Genomic DNA, 20,539 nt, shown 5'->3' on the forward strand with positions numbered 1-20,539 from the left:
TCTGATGTCGGCTAGGTAGCCGCTGAATGCACGAGTCGAACGTTCGTTGCAGCCGGTTTCTTGACATACCAAATGAGTCGCGACCAGAATCGGATCACGGTTTCAGAACCAGTGTCTCAAAGCGTGAAACAAACCAGCGTCCAAGAGAGCTGTCGCTCATGACCGGGCGCTCACAGAGATGGTCTGGCGTTAATCAGGCGGATCGAGGCCGTAGTATTGTTTCGCCACGGTCAGGAACTGGTTCGCATCCACTCGTGGCTTGTACGTGAGGTCCTCGCCGTCGATGGCGATCTTCACCAGCAGGTCGACCAGTCGCCACACGTTGTAGAGGACGCACGCGAACGCGAAGTTGAAGAACCGATAGTCGCGTTCAGTCGAGGTGGTTCGCACCATGAAGTGTTTCTGCTTCTTAAAGCCGTTCTCGATACCCCAACGGCGGCGATACCACCGGATCAGCCGCTCGATCATGTGGATGAATTCCTTCCCCTCCATCCGTTGATCGTCAGTGCCACGCGCTGTCACGTAGGGGTGGTTGGTCTCGAAGACGACGGTTTCGGCGGTGTCTACGTCTCCATCCTTGGCTTTCTGCTTGCGCTCTTCGACTTCCTCTTCTCGCTGGATATCCGCGAGCAGCCGCGAGAACGACATCCCCTCGCTCGGTTCGCCGTCCACATTCTCGAACTCCCACTCGCCGCACATCTCCGTCCACACCTCTGAGAGACTGTCGTCCTCGTCATCGTCCGAATTCGACCGCTGCGGGAGGTAGATCTGTTTGCGTGTCGACGTGCCCTCAAGCGTCTCTTCCTCGGTGACGTGGAAGCGTTTGCCGTTGCGGTACATCCACGCGATGGTTTCGGCCTCATCACTGCGTTCAAAGATGCGTGTCGGATTGAGGAAGTGGACGCCGTACTCCTCACAGGTGTCCTTCACAGGGCCGCTGTCGAACTCGCGGTCCATCATCACGAGGTCGATATCCACCATTTCGGTCGTTTGCGACAGGAGCTTCTCGACGATCTCGTCTTTCGACTGACCTCGCACGCGCGGAATGGCGTCGAGGACGAGCGGCACATCCATCCCGACGATTTTGAGCACCGCCCACTGGTAGTAGTCGTTGCCGTCCTTGTAGCCGAGGATATCGTCATCGTGGTCCTCCAGATCACCGGTGAACGGGAAGCCCTTGGTCACGTCGATGGCCGCAAAGACCGGTCCATCGAGCTCGCCGTTCTGGCGAGCGCGGGCGATCAGCATCCGCGTCGTATTGCGAAGCATCGAGCGGATCTCCGCGACCGAGAGCTTTCCGATCTGGTAACGGTGGGTCGATCCCGTAGGAATCCGTTCGCGTGTGGTATCGAGTGAGAACGACGCGGGGCCGCTGCGGGCGTACATGTCCTCGCGCATCCCCATGTAGGCATGTTGCTCCCAGAAGGCGTTCTCATGAATCTGCCAGTTCGGGCCACGAGAGAGCGCGAAGGCGTCGGTCACGAACGGTTTGGCCTGCTGCCACACCTCGTCGGTTTTTGCGGCGACGAGTTGACGTTCGGGAGGGTCGTCGGCGTCCGACTCATCTGCTTCGTCGATGTCGATCCGGTCAGGAAGCGACACCCCGCAGGCACGCGCGGCCCTCACAATCGAGTCAGCACACTCCCGTACGGCGTCGCGGAGCTTCTCGCTGAAGCGTTCGTTCCACGCGCGCCAGAACGTCGATTGATTCGGGAGGGTTTCGAAGCCAAGATTCTGGCGCAGCGAAGGATGTGTTCGGAGGTGGTCGTGGAGGGCAGTTTCGTCCCACCCGTTGATCTCCATGAGGAGGGTCGCTCGAACGTGGATCGCCATCGGATACCGTCCCGAATACGGTGCTAACGAATCTTGTGCGGCGAACGTGAGATGATCGATCGGAAGGTGGCAGACCAGCGTCTCGATGTCGGTGTAGCTCCCGGCCCGCTCACACTGTGATTGCGCGATGGTCGTGACATCCGCAACGAATCCGTCGAGAGCATCGCCTGTCCCGTCGGGGTCGTCCTCGAAAAACCGTGACCGGCCATTGTAGCCGGTGGCGTCGGCGACGAGAGCCGCTGCCACCATCTCCGCAGTGTCGTCCAGCGGGCTTGTGGTGGGTGATTTCGCGTCGATACGTGCATCTGTGTCGGCTGAGTCCGACTCTGGCGTTGACTTCGGACTCATATAGTATATCTAACCGTACCCACAAGTCGTCCGACAGACGAACACTGCGCGGAGGTGGCGCTGTTCACACGCGGCTACGGTAGCGTGGCGAGTGTTGTCCCATCGGTTTCTGTCGGGTACGACGACCGCCTCGTCACCGGATCATGATCGAGTCGTTCTCGCTCGGGGGCACCGATGGTTCCGAACGCTTGCACTTCCTTGAACAGTTACTGCTCTGGGACGCTCGTCAGTGCGGGAGAGTATCTGCTCTGGGCATCGAGCGGCGGGAGGTCCTTCTCGCCAGCGCTGACCTTCGCACGTTCGAGCCGCCACTGGTCGTTGTCGAACGGGACGTCGTAGTTCGCCTCGGCCCGCGCAAGAATGCTCTGGACCGCTGACTCGGGAATCTCGAAAAAGCCAGCGGTGGCGTGCTTCTCACGGCCCTTGCGGACCTCGCGGATGAACGTCTGGGTGCGGACGTACTCGGCGGGAATCTGCTGGAGGAAACCATCCTCAACGGTATAGCCGAACGGCGGGCGACCGACACGCTTGCCGTCGGCGATGGCGGCGTCGATACCCTCCTGGACGCGCGAGCGGATCATCTTGCGCTCGGCGTCGGCGAACACCATCATCATGTTGAGCATCATCTCGGCCATCCAATCGTCCTCGCCGACCGTCCCGATAGGTTGGTTCACGAGGTCGATGCCAACGCCTTTCTCGCGGAGGTCCTCGACGAAGCCAGCGAGGTCGGCGAACGACCGCCCGAGCCGATCGAGTTCGTGCGCGACCACCACGTCGTACTCCGCGACGTGCTCGCGGAGACGCTGGTACTCCCGCCGGGAGGTCGATGCCCCGCTTTCGCCAAGGTCACAGAACCACTCGATCTCGTTCGATGTCTCCGTCTCACTGTACTTCTGGCGGATCGCGCGCATCTGGCGATCCTCGTTCTGGTCGTCGGTCGAGACGCGGACGTAGGCGGCGATCTGCATGGTGGATTCGGACACCCTATTCGTACCGGGATTCAGTACATAAAGAACAGGGGTTTTCGTATCGATGCGAAAAACAGCTGTTTTTCGCGTCCGTTTTGCCGCGGTGTTTTCATACGATATGCAGTCGTCAACAACGATAGACTCAGATCATACGTCTGTTTCGTCTAACCCCTAGAGATCATTCGCTCGCCGCGGCTTCTTTGAGCTCATCGTATTGTGTCTTGATCTTCGAGGCACACGACGTACAGCAGACTTCGTGAGTCTGCTCACCCAACTCGACTGTCTCGCCGTCATCAACTGATTTTCCACAGACGGTACATTCCATCGAGACCGACTCTGCACCCAGCTGTGGTTTCCAAGTTGATTCACTCACCAGTCGCACCGTGTAACTCCGAATCTGTGCACCATCGAGAGTTTCCGAGAGGAGAGCCCGGATGTCTTGTTCGCTCCCGTGTGCGACAAATAATACCGTCGCGTCGAGCGTTCGAATAATGTGTTCGACAGCTGGCGTGTCAGCGAGCGTGTTCGCTACGGTTTCATCACTATTGGGTTCAACATCAAGTTCGACGAGTACCGACGGTCCTTCGACCAATATCGACCGATCAATATCAAGGGTGAATCGTTCGATGACGCCTATCTCCTGAAGACGTTCAACGCGATCCGAAACTGTCGGTGGCGAACGGTCGACCTGCTTTGCGATCTCTCGATAGGAGTGACGAGCGTTCTCCATCAGCAGCTCGATGATCTCGTAATCAACGTCGTCGATCCCAGTCATGGCTATGTGTATGCTATGGCGAGTCAAACACATTCTCCTGTCGTTTGCAAGGGGAGCGAATACCGCGTAGAAATGGTCTGTACTGCTGCTCATCGCTAACTTCGAAACAGAAGATCTGTACCATCCCCTCGTGGTGGTTTTCGTTTTTGGGACTGTTCCACAATCTACCTCAAGCCACCCGAAATAGATCTGTGAAACAATCGAATATCGTTGCCCAGAAAGCACAAAAACGATCCGCCCGATATCTGAGGTGCAATGGCAGTCCAACAGATCGGTCTGAGCGATGAGATGGAAGAGTGCGTGGATACCTGCATCGAGGCCGCCGAGGTCTGTGAGTGGTGTGCCGACGAGTGCGCGGGCCACGGTGAGGGGATGGCCGAATGCCTCCGGCTCTGCCGGGACGTCGCCGACCTCGCGTCGCTGTGTGCGCGACTGTGTGTTCGAGACTCCGAATTCAACTCTCAGGTCGCCGAGGCCTGTGCTGAGGCGTGTGAGGCGTGTGCTGAGGAGTGCGAACAGCACGACCACGACCACTGCCAGGCTTGCGCCGAAATCCTGCCCCGCTGTGCAGAAAGCTGCCGGAACATGGCCTGAATACGGTCTCCACAGCTGCAGGAGACTCCTCAGCACGGGACAGTACAGAATCGATCGTTATTTTTGATCCAAAGCAACTTCCGAGAGGAAGTTCGGGTGTGTCGAACTATACCCGGACAGTACAGTTGAGGGGGTTCCCACCGGAAACCCCTCGTAGACGACGGTTTGAACGGGGACGATTGCACCATGATACGCAATAACCAAGAGAACGCCCGACTCCGGACGTACTGATGGCTAGTGAGGACATGATGACTTCTTTGACCCACGAGACGCCACCTACTCCAGCGGAGCGTTGTAGCTACTCTTTCGACAGCGAATCCGACACTGCCGGCGCGTACAGTTGCTGGCGGCCGTCATGGGGAGACACCGATCACTGTGTCTGACACGTTGAGCGAGCGAACAAGCCAGTAGATGCGCTCGCCGCGGCCCGTACCGATAACCGAGAGCGGTTGGACGGGGCGTATCTCCCGAACGTGTCGATAGGTTCTTCCCTCTCGTTTGCGGACTGTACGCTCCGGAATGCCTGTCTGACAAACGCAACCCTACGGAACGCCGACTGTAGTCGCGCCGATCTCTCCCGAGCGAACTGTACTGGGTGTGACTTTTCGGATAGCGTTCTCGACGCCACCTGCCTGGATCGTGCTACGCTCGATGGGGCGGATCTCTCACACGTCAGCGGGGCGGAGGTGACCCTCGTTGGCGCTACGCTCGTCGGTGCCGATCTCTCGCATGCACGATTCGAAGACGCCGATCTCTCGGATGCGGACTAACCGACGCCACCTCAGCAACACGACTCTCAGGCGCGCGATGCTTCGTGAGACGACCTTGACGGATGCAACGCTCAAAGAGACGCTTCTGGTTGACGCCGATCTTACCGAGGCGGACCTAGAGTACGCAGCGATGATCCGAACCGATCTCCGCGGGGCGGATCTCACCGGGGCTCACTTCTACGGGAGTGTCCACGACAACTGCCGGATCGACCACTGAACGTCCCTCGATGGGGTTTGTAGCTACGAGCAGATGATCCCTGAGGACGAGTCACTCGGCGCTGTCGTCGCCGATGGGAATGTTGATCTACTGGATAAGGCGATCTGGACGTACGGCGCACTGCAAACCATTTCCCGAGAGAACAAGCTGAACCAGCAGGCGAGCGAGTATTACGTTCGGCAACACGACACCCAGCGGCGGCAAGTCTGGGCGAGGGGACAGTACCTTCGCTGGGCGAAAGCCGAAGGCGCACGCTGGGTGATGCAGTACGGTGAGGGGATTTGGAACGTGGTCTACACTGCACTCGTGGTGATCGTTCTGAGTGCAGTGCTCTATCCCCTCTCCGCGGTCGGCGGGTTGCGCCGGTCGAGTTCGGGGGCAGCTCTCACCTATGCGACGGGCGGCCCGCTCGATCCCTCCACGGTCACTGGTATCAGGAATTTGGTGGCCATTCTCGCGGAGAGCCTCTACTTCAGCGTCGTTACGTTCACGACGCTCGGCTATGGCGACTGGGTTCCACTCGGGTATGCGAAAGGGCTCGCGATGGCCGAATCGCTCATCGGGACGTTCATCGCATCGCTTCTGATTTACGTACTCGCGCGACGGGTCATGTGGTGACGGTTCCGTTCAAATTAAGCGATGGTTGATACCATCGCCGTGACCAGAGACCGCTTACGTGCCACGTGGCGTCGAAGAGGTGATCTCGGCAAATCTGCTAAAATCGATCGTCGTCGGTTCTGTTCGAACGATTTCACCCTCGTGCTGACAGGGAGTCACCCCTGCAGGGGTAAACTCGCCGTCCTCACCCGTATCTGGATACGCGACCACACGAATCGTGTGCTCCCCTGAAAGTTCGGTCCTGAGAGTAATCGGCACCCCAGCCGAGGCCGTACCAGTACTCGGTGGCTGTCCGACCCGAGTCGTACCGAGGACGGTATCGTTTTCCAGCACCACCAACCGAACCCGTGTGCTCGCTTCACGGCTGAAATCGACCCAAACGGTATCCTGACGCCAAATTCCATCGGCAATCTCGCCAAGCGCATAGAACGAGATCTTGCTTACGCCCCTGCAAGCGGTTCCGGACTCTCGTCGAGAGACAGCCGTGGTGCTCGGTTCGTCGGTACCTCCTCCAGCTCGTTTCGAGATCGTCTTTGATCTCGGAGTGGACGTGGGACATTGCTGGGGTGATTGATCACTAGACTTGCCCGTTGGTGGAACGGCCGTCGGACTCTCGTTCGCTCCACCCGAATCACCGGCACAACCTGCAAGAGAGGCCAGAGCCGCTGTAGACACAGCGAGAAGCGTGCGTCGTCTCATATATATGGCTGAAACTGGGTGGAATATGTGCTTTTTGAGAGGGTGACCTGAGTGTTGCCGAATCGATGGCCGGTTCCACACGTGAGTCGTCCGTAGCTAATGGGATGATGGACGATCACGCCAGCGCATAGAGGACGAGGTTTCGAACTCCGGGGAGGAAACCGGCGAGCCCCGCTGCGAGAAAGAGAAGCCGCGTCCCGAGCGGCGTCGTTTCGCTGTCGGTGGCGACTACCCAGACCAGACCCGTTGCGAGACTCAGCTTGAGGACGACGAAGAGCCATCCGACGCCGATTATCGATGCGGTGGGGAGCGTCGCAGCGAGATTTAAGACGGCGCGTGAAAGCGGCACCTGCTCGGACACGGCGAGAATGTCGACGCCGACTGCCGTCGAAACCGCGTCAATCGCCTGTCCGAAGACGACGAACACACCCATCCAGCCAGCCTGTTTGGATACCGGTGGCGAGGCGCGATGGACAGCAACCCAGACCATGGCTGTGAGTGCAACCGCTCCGAGAACACTAACAGTAGGCCATAGGACGTGCACGTGGCCAACATCACTCAAAAGCGAGGATAGACATAGAAGTCCTCCCACAGAGAGTGCCGCACCGGTGGCGAACCCCGTCGCTGCCCGCGTGCGAACACCACTCTGGCTCATAGGAGAATCGCCATCAGGCCGTTGGTTACCGATGTTGATTGATTCATCTCACTATATCTCGTCGTTCTGCTTCGGTTTTCGTGCGGTAGCGATGAAAATCGTTCCACCGTTGAATGTGGCTACCGTCGTTGATCCGAATCGGCTGGCGAGCGCTGTTGGGATGTTTTCCTCGGGAAACCAGTTCGTCGTGTACTTCGAGAGAGGGACGATCACGGGGTTGAGAATCGTCCACGGGAACTCTTGAAATGGCTGCGCGTCGAGGACGACAATCCGACCGCCGGGACGCAGCGCTCGGTACGCCGTGTCGACCGCGTCTGCTGGATTCGGCATGGCACTCAGCGTCATTGCAGCATAGACCGCATCGAACGCCCCGTCATCGGCTCCGAGACGCCCTGAATCACCATGTACTAGATGAACGTTCCTCCAGCCTGCCTGCCGAACCCGTTCGGCGGCGCGCTCCACCATTCCGTGGCTGTAGTCCACGCCGACTACAGCTCCCTGGCTCCCCACACGAGTGCGAAGCGCTTCGAAGGAGTTGCCCAGACCACAGCCGAGTTCCAGTACGCGCTCGCCGGAGTCGAGCGCAAGCGACTTCACCGCCCGCTCGCGGAGTTCGGTCTCACGACCGAGGAAGGCGACATCGTACAGTCGGTTGAACAGGCGTTCGTGACGACTCCACCAGTCGTAGATCGACCGACCGCGCTCGCTCACGAGAGGTCTACTCCGCGGAGTCGGCGGGCGTTGATGGCGACGATAATCGTCGACAGCGACATGAATACTGCGCCCACTGCGGGCGAAAGCAGGATACCGATCGGTGCGAGTACCCCCGCGGCGAGCGGGAGCGCGAAGACGTTGTAGCCGGTCGCCCAGACGAGATTCTCCTGCATCTTCCGGTAGCTCGCCTTCGAGAGGCGCACGAGCCGCATCACGTCGAGCGGGTTGTTCTCGACGAGGATGATGTCGCCAGATTCAATGGCCACGTCAGTACCGGAGCCGATGGCGATACCGACATCGGCCCGCGTCAACGCGGGTGCATCGTTGACTCCATCGCCGACCATTGCAACGAGCTTTCCCTCCTCTTGCAGCTGCGTGACCATTTGATCCTTCTCCTCGGGAAGCACCTCAGCGAAGTACTGGTCGATGTCTAACTCTTCGGAAACCGCGGCCGCGACGTCCTCGGAATCGCCGGTGATCATCGCCACCTCGATGTCCATATCATGGAGCGCTCGGATCGTTTGGTGGCTCTCCTCGCGGATGACGTCCGCGAGTGCGAACGCGGCGACCACATCGGTTTCCTCGCGGACGAGATAGATGACCGTCTGTGCGTTCGCGCCGGCTTCTTCGGCGAACGACGTGATGGATTCGGACCGCTCGATGTCGAATTTTCTGAGGAGGTTCGGTCCGCCGAGATGCACAGTCGTCCCATCCACGGTAGCGCGGACGCCGAGACCACGGAGGTTCTCGAACTCCGAGACCTGCGGACGGTCGACGTCGCGCTCGTCGGCCGCGTTCCGGATGGCACGGGCGATCATGTGCTCGGAGTCGCCCTCGACGGCCGCAGCCACGCCAAACGCCCGTGCTTCGTCCCAGTCTTCAGCCGTCTCGACGCCGACGACGCCCTGCTCACCCTTGGTGAGCGTCCCAGTTTTATCGAACATCACTGTATCGAGATTCCGGGACTCTTCCATGGCAATGCGGTCGCGGATGAGCATCCCGTTCTGGGCCGCGGTCGAGGTGTTGATTGCAACTACGAGTGGGACCGCGAGTCCAAGCGCGTGCGGACACGCGATGACGAGGACGGTGACGACACGTTCGAGGACCATGATGTCGAAGCCAGTTGCGATGACCCAGCCGACCAGCGTGAGAGCCGCAACACCCAACGCGACGTAGAACAGCCAGCCCGCCGCCTGGTCGGCGAGCAACTGCGTCCGGGATTTCGACTGCTGAGCTTCATCGACGAGACGCATGATACCCGCCAGCGTCGTCTCCTCACCCGTCGTGGTCACCCGCACACGGAGGCTGCCGTCCTGGTTGACCGTCCCGGCGACGACTTCGCTACCAGGATCTTTGTCGACCGGACGGGACTCGCCGGTTATCATCGACTCGTCGACCGATGACTCGCCCTCGATGACTTCGCCGTCGGCAGGGACGCTCGCGCCCGGACGGACGAGCACGACGTCGTCCTCGGTCAACTCATCAATCGGAACTTCCTCGGTGTCGCCGCCCTCGGTGACGCGCTCTGCGGTGTCGGGCATGAGCTTTGCGAGCTCGTCAAGTGCACCCGAGGCCTGCCGGACCGAGCGCATCTCCATCCAGTGGCCCAGCAGCATGATGTCGATCAGCGTTACGAGCTCCCAGAAAAACGGCGTCGTCCCCGGAAGGACGAGGCTCGCCAGCGAGTAGACGAACGCGACGGTGATCGCCAGCGAGATGAGCATCATCATGCCCGGCTCGCGGTTTTCGAGCTCCGTCCGCGCCATCGAGAGGAACGGCACGCCCCCATACGCGAAGACGACTACCGAGAGAATCGGCGTTATCCATTCACTGCCGGGGAAGACAGGTGCGGTGTAGTTGAAGATATCCTGGATGAATTCGCTGAAGACGATGACTGGAATCGAGAGAGCCAGCGATATCCAGAAGCGTCGGCGGAACATCTCCTCGTGACCTGAGTGGTCCGTCTGAGCGATGTCATCGCCGCTATCGCCGGGCCGGTGGGTCGGCGGTGTGTCGGTGGTTGCAGGTTCGTTTCCTCGTTCGGTTTCGTCACGTATCGAATGTTCGCTCATAGTAGTGTAGTGTCCTGTTTTCGTGTTCAGCCGGTGTATTCGATGATACGTCCCATACCGCCGTCGAGATGGTAGATGTTGTGACAGTGGAACAGCCACTCGCCAGGATTGTCCGCGAGGAAGTCAATCGTGACCCGGCCCATGTGGCCCGGCACCATCACCGTGTCCTTGAGCACGTCGCCGACGTGGAAGAAGTGTCCGTGGAGATGCATTGGGTGAGCGACTGGACTTCGATTGTTCAGCCGTATCCGAACGTGCTCGCCAGCCTTCACGGCAAACGGGTCCGCGTCGGGGAATCGCTGGCCGTTGATGAGCCACGTTCCCGGACCGCGGCCTGCCGAGAGGGTGACATCGAACGTCCGGTCCGGTGACCCCTGTAGCCCCTCGATGGATTCAACCGCGTGAAGGTCGCCGTAGCCGAGCTGATTGCCATCGAACGACGGTTTGCGTGGAGTGCCGGTAGCACCCTCGTAGCGCAGCGTCGCCGTGGCCGGTTGTTCGTCGCCATCGACCGACCGGGCCTCGATGGCCCACGCTCCGGGATTGTTCGCTTCGACGACTGCATCGTAGCGCTCGCCGGGACCGAAGGCGAACGAGTCGGTCGTGACGGGTTCGACGGGCTGGCCATCGGCGTGGGTGATGTTCAGTCGATGGCCACCGAGACCGACGCGAAACGTCGTCGCCCCGCTGGCGTTGATGAATCGGACTCGGAGCCATTCGCCCTTTTCGATGGTGAACTCCGATGGATTCGACGGAAGACGGCCGTTTGCGAGCAGGCCCGCGTAGTCCGGACGTGAGGCCATGTTCATACCACCGTCCATCTGATTGCGACCCATACCTCCACCCATTCCACCACCCATACCGCCTCCGCCCTGAACGGCCCATTCGGATTCCGGCTGCGGGGCACCCCGCAGGTAATCGTTGAAGATCACGACGATGTCGCGGTCGAACGCAACGTGTGGCGACTCCTCCTCGACGATGAGCGGGCCGATGAGGTGGCGGTCGAGCTGTAGCCCAATATGACTGTGATAGAAATACGTCCCGGCCGGGACCGCTTCGAAGGTGTAGGTGAACGTGCCGTCGGGTTCGACGGGCGCTTGCGTGACGTTCGGCACGCCGTCCATCGGGTTGGCGAGCGGAATCCCGTGCCAGTGTATCGTCGTTGGGTCGGGCAGCTGGTTTTCGAGGCTGACCTGAAGCACGTCGCCCTCGGCGACCCGCAGTTCCGGTCCGGGCGTCTGTCCGTCGTAGAGCCATGCGGGATTCGAGCGTTCGGTTCCGTTGGGCGAAATCGGGCCGGTCGTGGCAGTGAGCGTTCGCTGCTGATCAGCGTTTTTCGGGACGGTCGGTGACTGCGAGGTGGCTGCTTCGGGCGATGGCTCGGCGCTTGCTGGGGCCGAAGCCACGGTCGGCGTGGACGAATCGGTGCTCGACGACGAAGACGAACAGCCGGCAAGCATGCTAAGAGACGCGCCCCCGGTGGCTGCGAGCAGCTCTCGTCGAGAGATATCCAGGTTCATATAATTGGAGTCAGTCGCTTTCGAGTTTCTCCCGGCGAGTTTCGAACTCCTCGTCGGAGAGGTCGCCGCGTGCGTAGGCGCTCCGGAGTTCCTCCAGCGCAGTATCACGCGAGTCGGTGTGGCCGGCTACGCGACGGACGAGGAGATAGCCGGCTCCGAGAACCACGAGAAGCACGACGAGCGGGACGAGAAGCCCGACGAGTCCGGCGTTCCCGCCCGCGCCATAGCCGTACATCCCACCCATCATCGGCATTGCGAATCCCATCATGAGCATCGGAGCCAACACGAGGATGGCGAGACCGACCAGTAGTATCGTCGCAAGGTCCGTCCGAGTAGAGTTGGCCATCGCCTCACGCCTCCTCGCCAACGGTTTCAAGGACGCGCTCGAAGCGCTCGTAGACTTCTTCGGCGATGGAATCAAGCGCGGGGTTGTCGGTGATGCCGACGAGCTGTCCGGGATCGACCGCGCTCACGGTCACACTGTCGTCGGATTCGTAGACGATGACGTTGCATGGCAGGAGCGCACCCAGTTCGGGTTCTTCGTCGAGACCTTCGTGGGCGAGCTGTGGGTTACATGCACCGAGGATGCGGTACTGTCGAGTGTCGACGTCGAGTTTCTGTTTGAGCGTCTCACGGACATCGATATCGCTGAGGACACCGAATCCTTCGTCTTCAAGTGCATCAGTTGTCGCGGCCACTGCTTCGTCGAGCGATTCGTCGGCGGTCGTGGTGAGCGTGTACGTCATAGGCTTGGTTGTGTGTAGTAGTGTGTCTTCTACACTATATTGTCCCTTGGATTTCTTTTGTGCGGTGGAATAGGGTGGAATGCTCACACCGAGGCTTCGTAACCCGTGTCTTCGACTGCTCGGACGATGGCGTCGCTGTCAGGGTCACCCTCAATTGTGGCGTTTTCCGCCTCGTGATCCGCACGGACATCCGAGACGCCGGAGATGCCCTGAAGTGCCTCCTCGACAGTCTGTTCACAGTGCTCGCAGCTCATTCCTTCGACTGTGATTGTCGTCGTCATACAGGTAATCCTATGCCCGCCTGATTTATTCCGATTTCTGCTTCGATAGTGGTGGTTTGATGACCCGGAAGCTGTTGGTTCCAAAGTGGATATTCGGAAGAGCATTTAGTGGTTGATGCCGTCAGTAACAGTATGCGCGATCTCGATGAAACGGACCTCGAAATCCTCGACCTGTTGCTGAGCGATGCACGTCAGCCGTGGAGCGAAATCGCCGAGGTGGTTGATCTGTCGCCACCGGCTGTCTCAGAGCGTGTCAAGCGGCTACAGGAGATAGGCATCATCCGTCGCTTTACCGTCGATGTCGACCGGTCACAGCTTTACGAGGGCGTTCCCATTCTCCTGAAGCTCACGGTTAAATCGGAACGGTTCGAATCCGTCCGTGCAGAGCTTCTCGAAGCCGAAGCAGTCGAATACGTGTTCACGACCGCCGAACACGATCTCCTCTGCTACGCACTCGTTGTCGATGGCGATGTCCCAACGTGGCTTGCAGAGATACTCGACGTACGGAGCATCAAGGACTACGACGTACAGCTTCTGACGGGTGTCAAATGGACGCCCACCCTCAGGGAAACGAAGTTCGCTCTGACGTGTGCTGAGTGCGGCAATACCGTCACCCGTGAAGGGACTGCCGCCCGTATCGGCGACGAACTCCACCAGTTCTGCTGTTCCTCGTGTGAAGCCCGGTTTGAAGAGCAGTACGAACGGATGGAAGAGGAAGCAACAGGGTAGATTGACTCTCATCGCAACCACTTTCGAACCATAAGTCTGCACAGGCCTGAGCCTTGAGTATCATAAGAACAACCGCATTAAACGAGCATCACGTAGTTACTGGTGATGAGTCACCGAAAAACACAACTCGACATACAGGGCATGAGTTGTGCGAACTGTTCGCAAACAATCACTCAGGCCCTCACCGACCTCGACGGGGTGAGCGAGGCGAACATCAACTTCGCCACCGACGAGGGAACTGTCGAATACGACCCGGAAGCAACGTCACTCGCGGCGATCTACACGGCAATCGACGACGCCGGGTACAGCGCACTGAGCACGTCAGCCTCCATTGGCATTACGGATATGACGTGTGCAAACTGCGCCGAGACCAACGAGGAAGCGCTCGAAGACGTTCCTGGCGTGATTTCGGCGGAAGTCAACTACGCGACCGACGAGGCGAACGTCGAGTACAACCCCGCCGAAACCGACTGCGAGCAGCTCTACGATGCGATTGAGAGCGCTGGCTACTCACCCGTGCGCGACGACGGGAGTGGGGACTCCGAGCAGGACCAGCGCGACGCCGCACGGAACGAAGAGATCCGCCACCAACTTCGGCTGACGCTGTTCGGCGCAGCACTCTCGCTCCCGATGCTCGCGTTCCTCATCGAGAAATTCATTTTGGGCGGCGGGGCGCTCCCCGAGACGATTTTCGGCATTGAGTTCGGCTGGGTCGAGTTCCTACTTGCGACGCCCGTGCAGGCTGTCCTCGGCTGGCCGTTCTACAAGAACTCGTACAAGGCGCTCGTGAAAAACCGCTCGGCGAACATGGACGTGTTGATTGCGCTCGGCTCGACGACCGCGTACCTCTACTCGGTCGTGGTCCTGTTAGGCCTGCTCGCGGGCGGGCTGTACTTCGACACCGCCGCGCTGATCCTCGTGTTCATCACGCTCGGCAACTACCTCGAAGCCCGCTCGAAGGGACAGGCTAGCGAGGCACTCCAGCAGCTCTTGGAGATGGAGGCCGACACCGCAACCGTCGTCGATGAGGATGGAAATGAAGAGGAAGTCCCTCTCGATGAGGTCGATGTCGGCGACTGGATGAAGATCCGGCCGGGTGAGCAGATTCCGACCGACGGCGTGGTGGTCGACGGCCAGTCGGCAGTCGACGAGTCGATGGTCACCGGCGAGTCGGTGCCCGTCGAAAAGGAGGAAGGTGACGAAGTCGTGGGTTCGACCATCAACGAGAATGGTGTCCTCACTGTTGAAGCGACCAAGGTCGGCGCGGACACGGCGCTCCAGCAGATCGTCCAGACTGTGAAGGAAGCTCAGTCTCGCCAGCCCGACATTCAGAATCTCGCCGACCGCATCTCGTCGTATTTCGTGCCTATCGTGATAGCGAACGCGCTGCTGTGGGGTCTCGTCTGGTATCTGTTCCCCGAAGCACTCGCAGGATTCGTCGGCGCACTGCCGCTGTGGGGACTCGTCGCGGGCGGACCGGCAGTGGCTGGCGGTACGGTCTCGATCTTCGAGTTCGCTGTGGTCGTCTTCGCCTCCGCCGTGCTCATCGCCTGCCCCTGTGCGCTCGGGCTGGCGACGCCGGCGGCGACAATGGTCGGGACATCTATCGGTGCCCAGACAGGCGTGCTGTTCAAGGGTGGTGACATCCTCGAACGCGCCAAGGACGTCGACACGGTAGTGTTCGACAAAACGGGGACACTCACTGAAGGTGAAATGGAACTGACCGACGTCGTTCCGCTCGACAGCACTCGCACCGCCACTGACGGTGGCGACGCTGAGACGGCAGCCGACGGTGGTACACAGGCGATCAGAGGAGAGGCAGAACCGGGAGCTGAAACGGAAATCAACGAGGAGACCGTACTCCACGCTGCGGCGAGTGCCGAAGCTGGCAGCGAGCACCCGCTCGCGCAGGCCATCGTTGAGGGCGCTGAAGAGCGCGGCATCGACCTCACTGACCCCGAGAACTTCGAGAACGTTCCCGGCCACGGAGTCCGTGCGACGGTCGACGGCGAGGAAGTGCTCGTCGGCAACCGCAAACTCATGCGCGACAATGACATCGATCCATCGGCCGCCGAGGACGAACTCGAACGGCTCGAAGGTGAGGGCAAGACCGCGATGTTGGTTGCTAGCAACGATACTCTGCTGGGGCTGGTGGCTGACGCCGATACGGTTAAAGAGAGCGCGAAAGAGGCCGTTGCGGCGCTCCACGAACGGGATCTCGCGGTCCATATGATCACCGGCGACAACGAGCGGACGGCCAGAGCGGTCGCCGAAGAGGTGGGGATCGACCCCGACAACGTTCGCGCGGAGGTTCTTCCCGAGGATAAATCCGATGCGCTCGACGCCATCCAGCAGGACGGTCGGAGGGCGATGATGGTCGGCGACGGCGTCAACGACGCGCCCGCGCTCGCAACCGCCTACGTGGGCACCGCCATCGGCTCCGGTACTGATGTCGCTATCGAGGCCGCCGACGTCACGCTGATGCGCGACGATCCCCTCGACGTGGTGAAGGCCATCCGCATCTCCGACGGCACGCTCCAGAAGATCAAGCAAAACCTCTTCTGGGCGCTCGGCTACAACACGGCGATGATTCCGCTCGCCTCGCTGGGATTGCTCCAACCGGTGTTGGCCGCGGCCGCGATGGCCTTTTCGAGCGTCTCGGTGCTCTCGAACAGCCTGCTGTTCCGGCGGTATACCCCCGACCACGACTACAAGCTGCTCGGATTCCTCCGCTAACGAAGCGGAAGCCTTCTCTCTATGACCAGTCTCACACATCAAATGATCAGAATACATCTGAAGTAACAAGGATACAGTAAGCCAACCGATCTCAAGGCTTGTTCCAATCGATGGGATAGACGTCGAACCCATCTTCGAGTAATCGGCAGACGACGCTCTTGTCTGGCTGTAAGTCGGGGAATGTAGGGACCAGTAATTTTTATGATATCGTGGACAGCACTGCGATCAATGACTGACTCTCGGAGCCGTTCGCCCCCTCGCGCGTGGCCGTCGTCGCGGTGTTCGACCAACCGCGGGAATCTGGATTATGTTGGTCCTGCCGATGCTCGATATCGGACTGTTTCAGGACCCGCTGTTCGTCCAGTCCAGCTACGAGTTGCGGATGAAGCTCTTTCCCGGGCATCATCCCTTCGCGTAATCGTCGATACCGGTTTTACACCGATGTCAATACGTTAGTCCCCACGGCTGGGCGGTTGGCTACCTTCTCCTCGCTATCTTCCTTGTAGTGGGCGTGTTCTACCGGCGAACACGCTTGGAGCGATAGTTGGTCACTACGCTCCGTTTATCCCAACAGATACCGGAGCCACGGATTGGATTCAACCACGCTAAGCTGTTCGAGATAGGAATCGAGGCCCAGAATCCGCCCGGCACCGAACGCGCCCAAGCCGAACAACAGGACCGCATACACGAGGTGGTCGTCGACGACCCAGCCGTTGGCGAGCGGGAGTCCGGCCAGCAGACCACCCTCAAGGCTAGCCGCCCAATAAAACAGCATCATCACCGCGCCCCAGAACGCACTCCATCGGACGAACGCACCGAGGATGAGCGCGAGTCCGGTCAGCGTGAGACCCCACATGTTCAACAGGTCGATGAGGGGACTGCCAGCCATATCGACCCACGCACCCATCAGTGGATTGCCCTCCGGGACTGCACCCGTCAAGAACCCAGCCGCAGTCCAGTTGTTTGCTGGATCATCATCGAGATACGTGATGAGTTTGGTAATCCCGCCCTGAAAGAGCGTCCATCCCATCATGATTCGAAGCAGGAACAACGAGTAGCCGATCCATCGTTCGGAATAGTCAAATCTCACCGACCGATTCAATATCTCCGTTTCGAGCGTATTCGTCGTCGACATGATACAGTATCTACTGACACGTCGATGCTTTATTGCGATTATGGCTTTCACAGTTCCGGTAATATCACCGACAACCTTCGAACTAAAGCAGGGGTCATAGAACCATGAAAATCCAGCTGAAACCGAGATAGAGGAAATCTACGGCTCAAATTGATATTCGTGATTATTACTGTTCATATCAATATAGTGTCAGTTGTTTGTCCGCTCTCAATACGACGAAATCCGCCTTCAAATAGAGAGAATCAATAGTGTACTGCTTTTATTCCGTCCGCAGACGCCAATAATTCTCTTCTATACTGCCGTCGGGTCCGGTTGATAGTGTCTTCCAATTCCGCAATATAGCGCCTCTCTTTCTTCGGTTTCTGAGCAACAATCGACAAAAATGATGCCCACCTCATTCGAACTATGCCGACAACACTCGTCGATGGAGTTCTCGAATCACTCCGCATCGGCGTTGGGTTCTTGTGGGTCGCTGCGTGGGCAATCATCATGGGGCTGGTCATCACCAGCCTCGTCCAAGTGTACGTCTCCAAAGAGCGTATGGCGAAGGTTCTCGGTGAGGGAGACCTCTCCGGTCTCACGAAAGCGACGCTGTTCGGTGCCGCGAGTAGTGGCTGTAGTTTCGGCGCTGTCGCCATCGGCAAAGGGCTATTCAAAAAGGGTGCTCACGTTGTGAACTTCCTCGCGTTCATGTTCGCTTCGACGAATCTCATCGTCGAGCTGGGTTTGATGATCCTGCTACTGCTCGGCTGGGAGTTCCTCGTCGCCGAACTCCTCGGCGGGATCATCCTCATCGCCGTCATGGCGCTGCTCGTTCATCTGACGCTCCCTGAAAATCTCTTCGAGGACGTGCGAGCGGAACTCACCCAGCGTGATAGAGAACAGGGTGTCACCGAAGACCCGACCTGTGGGATGGAAGGCAAAGACGAGTATTCGCTCGTCACCGACGGGGGCCAGACAGTGAAATTCTGTTCAGCGGGCTGCATGGAGACCTACGAACAGGAGATGGCCAGCAGCGGTGGCTGGCGCGACGAACTGCTCTCATGGGGCGGCTGGTACAAGATCGGTAACCAGTATCGTAAGGAGTGGTCGATGATCTGGACCGACGTCATCGCGGGCTTTCTCATCTCCGGGTTCGTCATCGTGTTCATCCCGCAGTGGGTCTGGAACGCGCTATTCTTACAGGGCGACGGGCTGCTCGTCAGTGCTGAAAACGCGATCATGGGCGTTGCAATCGCCGTCATCAGCTTCGTCGGCAGCATGGGCAACGTCCCGTTCGCCGTCGCGCTCTGGGGCGGCGGCGTCAGCTTCGCCGGCGTTATCGCGTTCGTTTACGCCGACCTCATCACGATTCCTGTGCTGAACGTCTATCGGAAGTACTACGGTTGGAAAGTGATGACCTACATCCTCGGCGTGTTCTTCGTAACGATGGCCTTTTCGGGATTTCTCATGGAAGAGCTGTTCGACGTTCTCGGCATCGTTCCGAACCTCGCCGGCGGCCAGACCGCAACCGAACAGACGTACTTCGAACTCAACTACACGTTCTATCTCAACCTCATCGCGTTTGCGCTCTCGGGATTTCTCTTCTACGTTTATCGGCGGGGTCTCGGTGCTCCGGGCCAGTACCGGGATCCAGTCTGTGGGATGCGGACCGACGAGGACGGTCCAACCGTCACTCACGATGATGAGACGTACCACTTCTGTTCGGAGAGTTGCAAGCGTGTATTCACTAACGATCCCGACGGCTACTCCGACGTTCACCCGATTGCCTCTCCGACTGGCGGACAGGCTCACGACCATGACTAAACACAGTAAACCGAACTCTGTCCAAATGGACGCCATCCTGAAGTGGTGCGTCATCCACGGGGGGAGTGAATACCGTGATTGAGCGCCTCCTGCACGCGTTCGGATACGCCCTCGCCTACGGATTGTTCTTCAGAGCGGAGACCCCCGAAACCGTCGTGCGTCGGTTGCGGCTCGCCTATCGACTCGTTGGCGTCCGTATCGAGCAAACAGCGAGCATCAACGGTATGGAACGAACTGTCTTTCGTTGCCCGTACCGGAGCCTCTTGGCCGGCCGCTACGGCGAGAAGTGGGTCTGTCACGAAAAGCTGGACCGCGTCGACGATGGCTACGTCACATATCTCAAACGACACAAGGGAATCGATTACAACCGACCGCGGAGTTGTGAGCAGCTGACAGGCTGTGAGGATTCCACGTGCTGTTTTTCGGAAGTATCGGAACCCGAGGTGAAAGAGAATGGGCCGTGATGACGGTCAAACGCGCATCGCCGACCAGTTCTCGTCTCTGGGAGAGCGTGCTGCCATTTGGAAGGCGTTCGCCCTGTTTTTACCGACTAACCAATTCCTGAACGTCGGCTATTCCGAGTGGTATCAGCCGCATTTCGTCGGATTGAGCCAGCGTCGACTCGCCGAACGAATCGGTTCCGACATCGCTGCTCGGCTCGGGTCGACGGACGGTGTCTCTCTGCTGGATATCGGCTGTGGACGGGGTGGTCCCACCCTCCATCTCGCCACCGAGCACGGATTTGTGACCACGGGTATCGACCTCGTTCCGTGCAACGTCTCGATGGCGAGGCGAAACGCGGCGGCAACCGTGGACGCGCAGTTCGTGGTTGGTGACGCGTTGCAGCTTCCATTCGAACGTGACTCGTTCAACGTCTGTACCGCCATCGATTCGCCACCCTACCTCCCAAACAAGCGTGAATTTCTCACGGAGATGGCGAGCGTGACCGTCGAAGACGGTCTCGTTGCCGTTTCGGATTTCGTTCGACCCGAATCGTTGTCACAGGAGGCGCGCGATACCGTCGATACGTTCGCGGATGCGTGGGATCTGGCTCCGATAGCGACGCTCGAACAGTACAAGAGAGCTATCGCTGTGAGCGGCCTCCACCTCGATGCGGCAGTCGACATCAGTCCCAACAGCATCGCTCGATTCCAGAAGTGGACGGGATTGTACCTGTCTCTGGCTCGGCGTGGTCTGCTGAAACCAGTCGAGCGGTTTCTGGATCGACGTAATATCGACTGCGACGCGATCACTGAGCAGGTATCTACTACTCATCCAGCACTTCCGTTATTGCGGCACGTCATCATCTATGCGCGAGCGTGA

20 protein-coding genes are annotated in these 20,539 nt (G+C 59.2%); 9 read left to right on the plus strand and 11 right to left on the minus strand.

The annotated features are described in order from the left end of the window. Window positions 1–189: 189 nt before the first annotated feature. The 3 genes from HACJB3_RS18075 to HACJB3_RS18085 all read right to left on the minus strand — a co-directional run bounded on the left by HACJB3_RS18075 (window position 190) and on the right by HACJB3_RS18085 (window position 3,924). Window positions 190–2,082 carry a transposase gene (locus HACJB3_RS18075; RefSeq protein WP_008414057.1) on the minus strand — a complete coding sequence of 631 codons (1,893 nt, stop codon included), beginning with the start codon at window positions 2,080–2,082 and terminating at the stop codon, window positions 190–192. Between the two features lie 305 nt (window positions 2,083–2,387). Next, window positions 2,388–3,149 carry a recombinase family protein gene (locus HACJB3_RS19430; RefSeq protein ID WP_008414056.1) on the minus strand — a complete coding sequence of 254 codons (762 nt, stop codon included), beginning with the start codon at window positions 3,147–3,149 and terminating at the stop codon, window positions 2,388–2,390. 178 nt (window positions 3,150–3,327) lie between these two features. Beyond that, window positions 3,328–3,924 carry a winged helix-turn-helix transcriptional regulator gene (locus tag HACJB3_RS18085; RefSeq protein ID WP_238532901.1) on the minus strand — a complete coding sequence of 199 codons (597 nt, stop codon included), beginning with the start codon at window positions 3,922–3,924 and terminating at the stop codon, window positions 3,328–3,330. 255 nt (window positions 3,925–4,179) lie between these two features. Here HACJB3_RS18085 and HACJB3_RS18090 point away from each other — a divergent pair, with 255 nt between their 5' ends. The 4 genes from HACJB3_RS18090 to HACJB3_RS18105 all read left to right on the plus strand — a co-directional run bounded on the left by HACJB3_RS18090 (window position 4,180) and on the right by HACJB3_RS18105 (window position 6,123). Further along, the gene (locus tag HACJB3_RS18090) at window positions 4,180–4,518 is read left to right on the plus strand and encodes a hypothetical protein (protein ID WP_008414054.1); all 339 of its coding nucleotides are present in this window, start codon (window positions 4,180–4,182) and stop codon (window positions 4,516–4,518) included. Between the two features lie 473 nt (window positions 4,519–4,991). After that, window positions 4,992–5,288 carry a pentapeptide repeat-containing protein gene (locus tag HACJB3_RS18095; RefSeq protein ID WP_238532902.1) on the plus strand — a complete coding sequence of 99 codons (297 nt, stop codon included), beginning with the start codon at window positions 4,992–4,994 and terminating at the stop codon, window positions 5,286–5,288. After that, window positions 5,278–5,505: a pentapeptide repeat-containing protein gene (locus HACJB3_RS18100; protein ID WP_148258256.1), complete on the plus strand. Its 228-nt coding sequence runs from the start codon at window positions 5,278–5,280 to the stop codon at window positions 5,503–5,505. The genes HACJB3_RS18095 and HACJB3_RS18100 overlap by 11 nt, the downstream gene beginning before the upstream one ends. Window positions 5,506–5,538: 33 nt before the next feature. Continuing rightward, window positions 5,539–6,123, plus strand: a complete 585-nt coding sequence (locus HACJB3_RS18105; protein WP_008414051.1) for a potassium channel family protein — start codon at window positions 5,539–5,541, stop codon at window positions 6,121–6,123. 814 nt (window positions 6,124–6,937) lie between these two features. Here HACJB3_RS18105 and HACJB3_RS19435 read toward each other — a convergent pair. The 7 genes from HACJB3_RS19435 to HACJB3_RS18140 all read right to left on the minus strand — a co-directional run bounded on the left by HACJB3_RS19435 (window position 6,938) and on the right by HACJB3_RS18140 (window position 12,810). Beyond that, complete coding sequence (locus HACJB3_RS19435) at window positions 6,938–7,477, minus strand: DUF63 family protein (RefSeq protein ID WP_081461331.1); 540 nt, start codon at window positions 7,475–7,477, stop codon at window positions 6,938–6,940. A 51-nt stretch (window positions 7,478–7,528) separates the two neighbouring features. Beyond that, window positions 7,529–8,188 (minus strand): class I SAM-dependent methyltransferase, encoded by a 660-nt coding sequence (locus HACJB3_RS18115; RefSeq protein WP_013199549.1) that lies wholly within the window; start codon window positions 8,186–8,188, stop codon window positions 7,529–7,531. After that, a complete protein-coding gene (locus tag HACJB3_RS18120; RefSeq protein ID WP_013199550.1) occupies window positions 8,185–10,263 on the minus strand; it encodes a copper-translocating P-type ATPase in 2,079 nt (692 codons plus the stop codon). Before HACJB3_RS18120 ends, HACJB3_RS18115 begins: the two co-directional genes overlap by 4 nt. A gap of 26 nt (window positions 10,264–10,289) precedes the next feature. Further along, entirely contained in the window at window positions 10,290–11,783 is a 1,494-nt protein-coding gene (locus tag HACJB3_RS18125; RefSeq protein ID WP_049934606.1) for a multicopper oxidase family protein, read from the minus strand. Window positions 11,784–11,793: 10 nt separating this feature from the next. Beyond that, window positions 11,794–12,129, minus strand: a complete 336-nt coding sequence (locus tag HACJB3_RS18130; protein ID WP_008414038.1) for an SHOCT domain-containing protein — start codon at window positions 12,127–12,129, stop codon at window positions 11,794–11,796. A 4-nt stretch (window positions 12,130–12,133) separates the two neighbouring features. Further along, the gene (locus tag HACJB3_RS18135; protein WP_008414037.1) at window positions 12,134–12,529 is read right to left on the minus strand and encodes a DUF302 domain-containing protein; all 396 of its coding nucleotides are present in this window, start codon (window positions 12,527–12,529) and stop codon (window positions 12,134–12,136) included. Window positions 12,530–12,612: 83 nt separating this feature from the next. Next, window positions 12,613–12,810 carry a heavy-metal-associated domain-containing protein gene (locus HACJB3_RS18140; protein WP_008414035.1) on the minus strand — a complete coding sequence of 66 codons (198 nt, stop codon included), beginning with the start codon at window positions 12,808–12,810 and terminating at the stop codon, window positions 12,613–12,615. Window positions 12,811–12,942: 132 nt separating this feature from the next. On the opposite strand from HACJB3_RS18140, the gene HACJB3_RS18145 reads away from it, so the two are divergent. Further along, entirely contained in the window at window positions 12,943–13,539 is a 597-nt protein-coding gene (locus HACJB3_RS18145) for a winged helix-turn-helix transcriptional regulator (RefSeq protein WP_013199553.1), read from the plus strand. Between the two features lie 105 nt (window positions 13,540–13,644). Further along, complete coding sequence (locus HACJB3_RS18150; RefSeq protein ID WP_049934609.1) at window positions 13,645–16,275, plus strand: heavy metal translocating P-type ATPase; 2,631 nt, start codon at window positions 13,645–13,647, stop codon at window positions 16,273–16,275. Between the two features lie 562 nt (window positions 16,276–16,837). On the opposite strand, the gene HACJB3_RS18155 is transcribed toward HACJB3_RS18150, so the two are convergent. Further along, a complete protein-coding gene (locus tag HACJB3_RS18155) occupies window positions 16,838–17,410 on the minus strand; it encodes a DoxX family protein (RefSeq protein WP_008414028.1) in 573 nt (190 codons plus the stop codon). 405 nt (window positions 17,411–17,815) lie between these two features. On the opposite strand from HACJB3_RS18155, the gene HACJB3_RS18160 reads away from it, so the two are divergent. From HACJB3_RS18160 to HACJB3_RS18170, 3 genes are all read left to right on the plus strand, one after another. Beyond that, entirely contained in the window at window positions 17,816–19,216 is a 1,401-nt protein-coding gene (locus HACJB3_RS18160; RefSeq protein ID WP_013199555.1) for a permease, read from the plus strand. A gap of 74 nt (window positions 19,217–19,290) precedes the next feature. Then, entirely contained in the window at window positions 19,291–19,680 is a 390-nt protein-coding gene (locus HACJB3_RS18165) for a hypothetical protein (protein WP_241430820.1), read from the plus strand. Next, complete coding sequence (locus tag HACJB3_RS18170; RefSeq protein ID WP_013199556.1) at window positions 19,670–20,539, plus strand: class I SAM-dependent methyltransferase; 870 nt, start codon at window positions 19,670–19,672, stop codon at window positions 20,537–20,539. The genes HACJB3_RS18165 and HACJB3_RS18170 overlap by 11 nt, the downstream gene beginning before the upstream one ends.

It is taken from the genome of Halalkalicoccus jeotgali B3 (assembly GCF_000196895.1).
GTDB classification, from domain to species: Archaea; Halobacteriota; Halobacteria; order Halobacteriales; family Halalkalicoccaceae; genus Halalkalicoccus; species Halalkalicoccus jeotgali.

What these genes read in the sequence shown, in the direction of transcription:
- HACJB3_RS18075 (WP_008414057.1), bottom strand. Translation starts at nt 2,082, where the DNA reads ATGGTGGCAGCGGCTCTCGTCGCCGACGCCACCGGCTACAATGGCCGG.
- HACJB3_RS19430 (WP_008414056.1), bottom strand. Translation starts at nt 3,149, where the DNA reads ATGCAGATCGCCGCCTACGTCCGCGTCTCGACCGACGACCAGAACGAG.
- HACJB3_RS18085 (WP_238532901.1), bottom strand. Translation starts at nt 3,924, where the DNA reads ATGACTGGGATCGACGACGTTGATTACGAGATCATCGAGCTGCTGATG.
- HACJB3_RS18090 (WP_008414054.1), top strand. Translation starts at nt 4,180, where the DNA reads ATGGCAGTCCAACAGATCGGTCTGAGCGATGAGATGGAAGAGTGCGTG.
- HACJB3_RS18100 (WP_148258256.1), top strand. Translation starts at nt 5,278, where the DNA reads ATGCGGACTAACCGACGCCACCTCAGCAACACGACTCTCAGGCGCGCG.
- HACJB3_RS18105 (WP_008414051.1), top strand. Translation starts at nt 5,539, where the DNA reads ATGATCCCTGAGGACGAGTCACTCGGCGCTGTCGTCGCCGATGGGAAT.
- HACJB3_RS19435 (WP_081461331.1), bottom strand. Translation starts at nt 7,477, where the DNA reads ATGAGCCAGAGTGGTGTTCGCACGCGGGCAGCGACGGGGTTCGCCACC.
- HACJB3_RS18120 (WP_013199550.1), bottom strand. Translation starts at nt 10,263, where the DNA reads ATGAGCGAACATTCGATACGTGACGAAACCGAACGAGGAAACGAACCT.
- HACJB3_RS18125 (WP_049934606.1), bottom strand. Translation starts at nt 11,783, where the DNA reads ATGAACCTGGATATCTCTCGACGAGAGCTGCTCGCAGCCACCGGGGGC.
- HACJB3_RS18130 (WP_008414038.1), bottom strand. Translation starts at nt 12,129, where the DNA reads ATGGCCAACTCTACTCGGACGGACCTTGCGACGATACTACTGGTCGGT.
- HACJB3_RS18135 (WP_008414037.1), bottom strand. Translation starts at nt 12,529, where the DNA reads ATGACGTACACGCTCACCACGACCGCCGACGAATCGCTCGACGAAGCA.
- HACJB3_RS18140 (WP_008414035.1), bottom strand. Translation starts at nt 12,810, where the DNA reads ATGACGACGACAATCACAGTCGAAGGAATGAGCTGCGAGCACTGTGAA.
- HACJB3_RS18145 (WP_013199553.1), top strand. Translation starts at nt 12,943, where the DNA reads ATGCGCGATCTCGATGAAACGGACCTCGAAATCCTCGACCTGTTGCTG.
- HACJB3_RS18150 (WP_049934609.1), top strand. Translation starts at nt 13,645, where the DNA reads ATGAGTCACCGAAAAACACAACTCGACATACAGGGCATGAGTTGTGCG.
- HACJB3_RS18155 (WP_008414028.1), bottom strand. Translation starts at nt 17,410, where the DNA reads ATGTCGACGACGAATACGCTCGAAACGGAGATATTGAATCGGTCGGTG.
- HACJB3_RS18160 (WP_013199555.1), top strand. Translation starts at nt 17,816, where the DNA reads ATGCCGACAACACTCGTCGATGGAGTTCTCGAATCACTCCGCATCGGC.
- HACJB3_RS18170 (WP_013199556.1), top strand. Translation starts at nt 19,670, where the DNA reads ATGGGCCGTGATGACGGTCAAACGCGCATCGCCGACCAGTTCTCGTCT.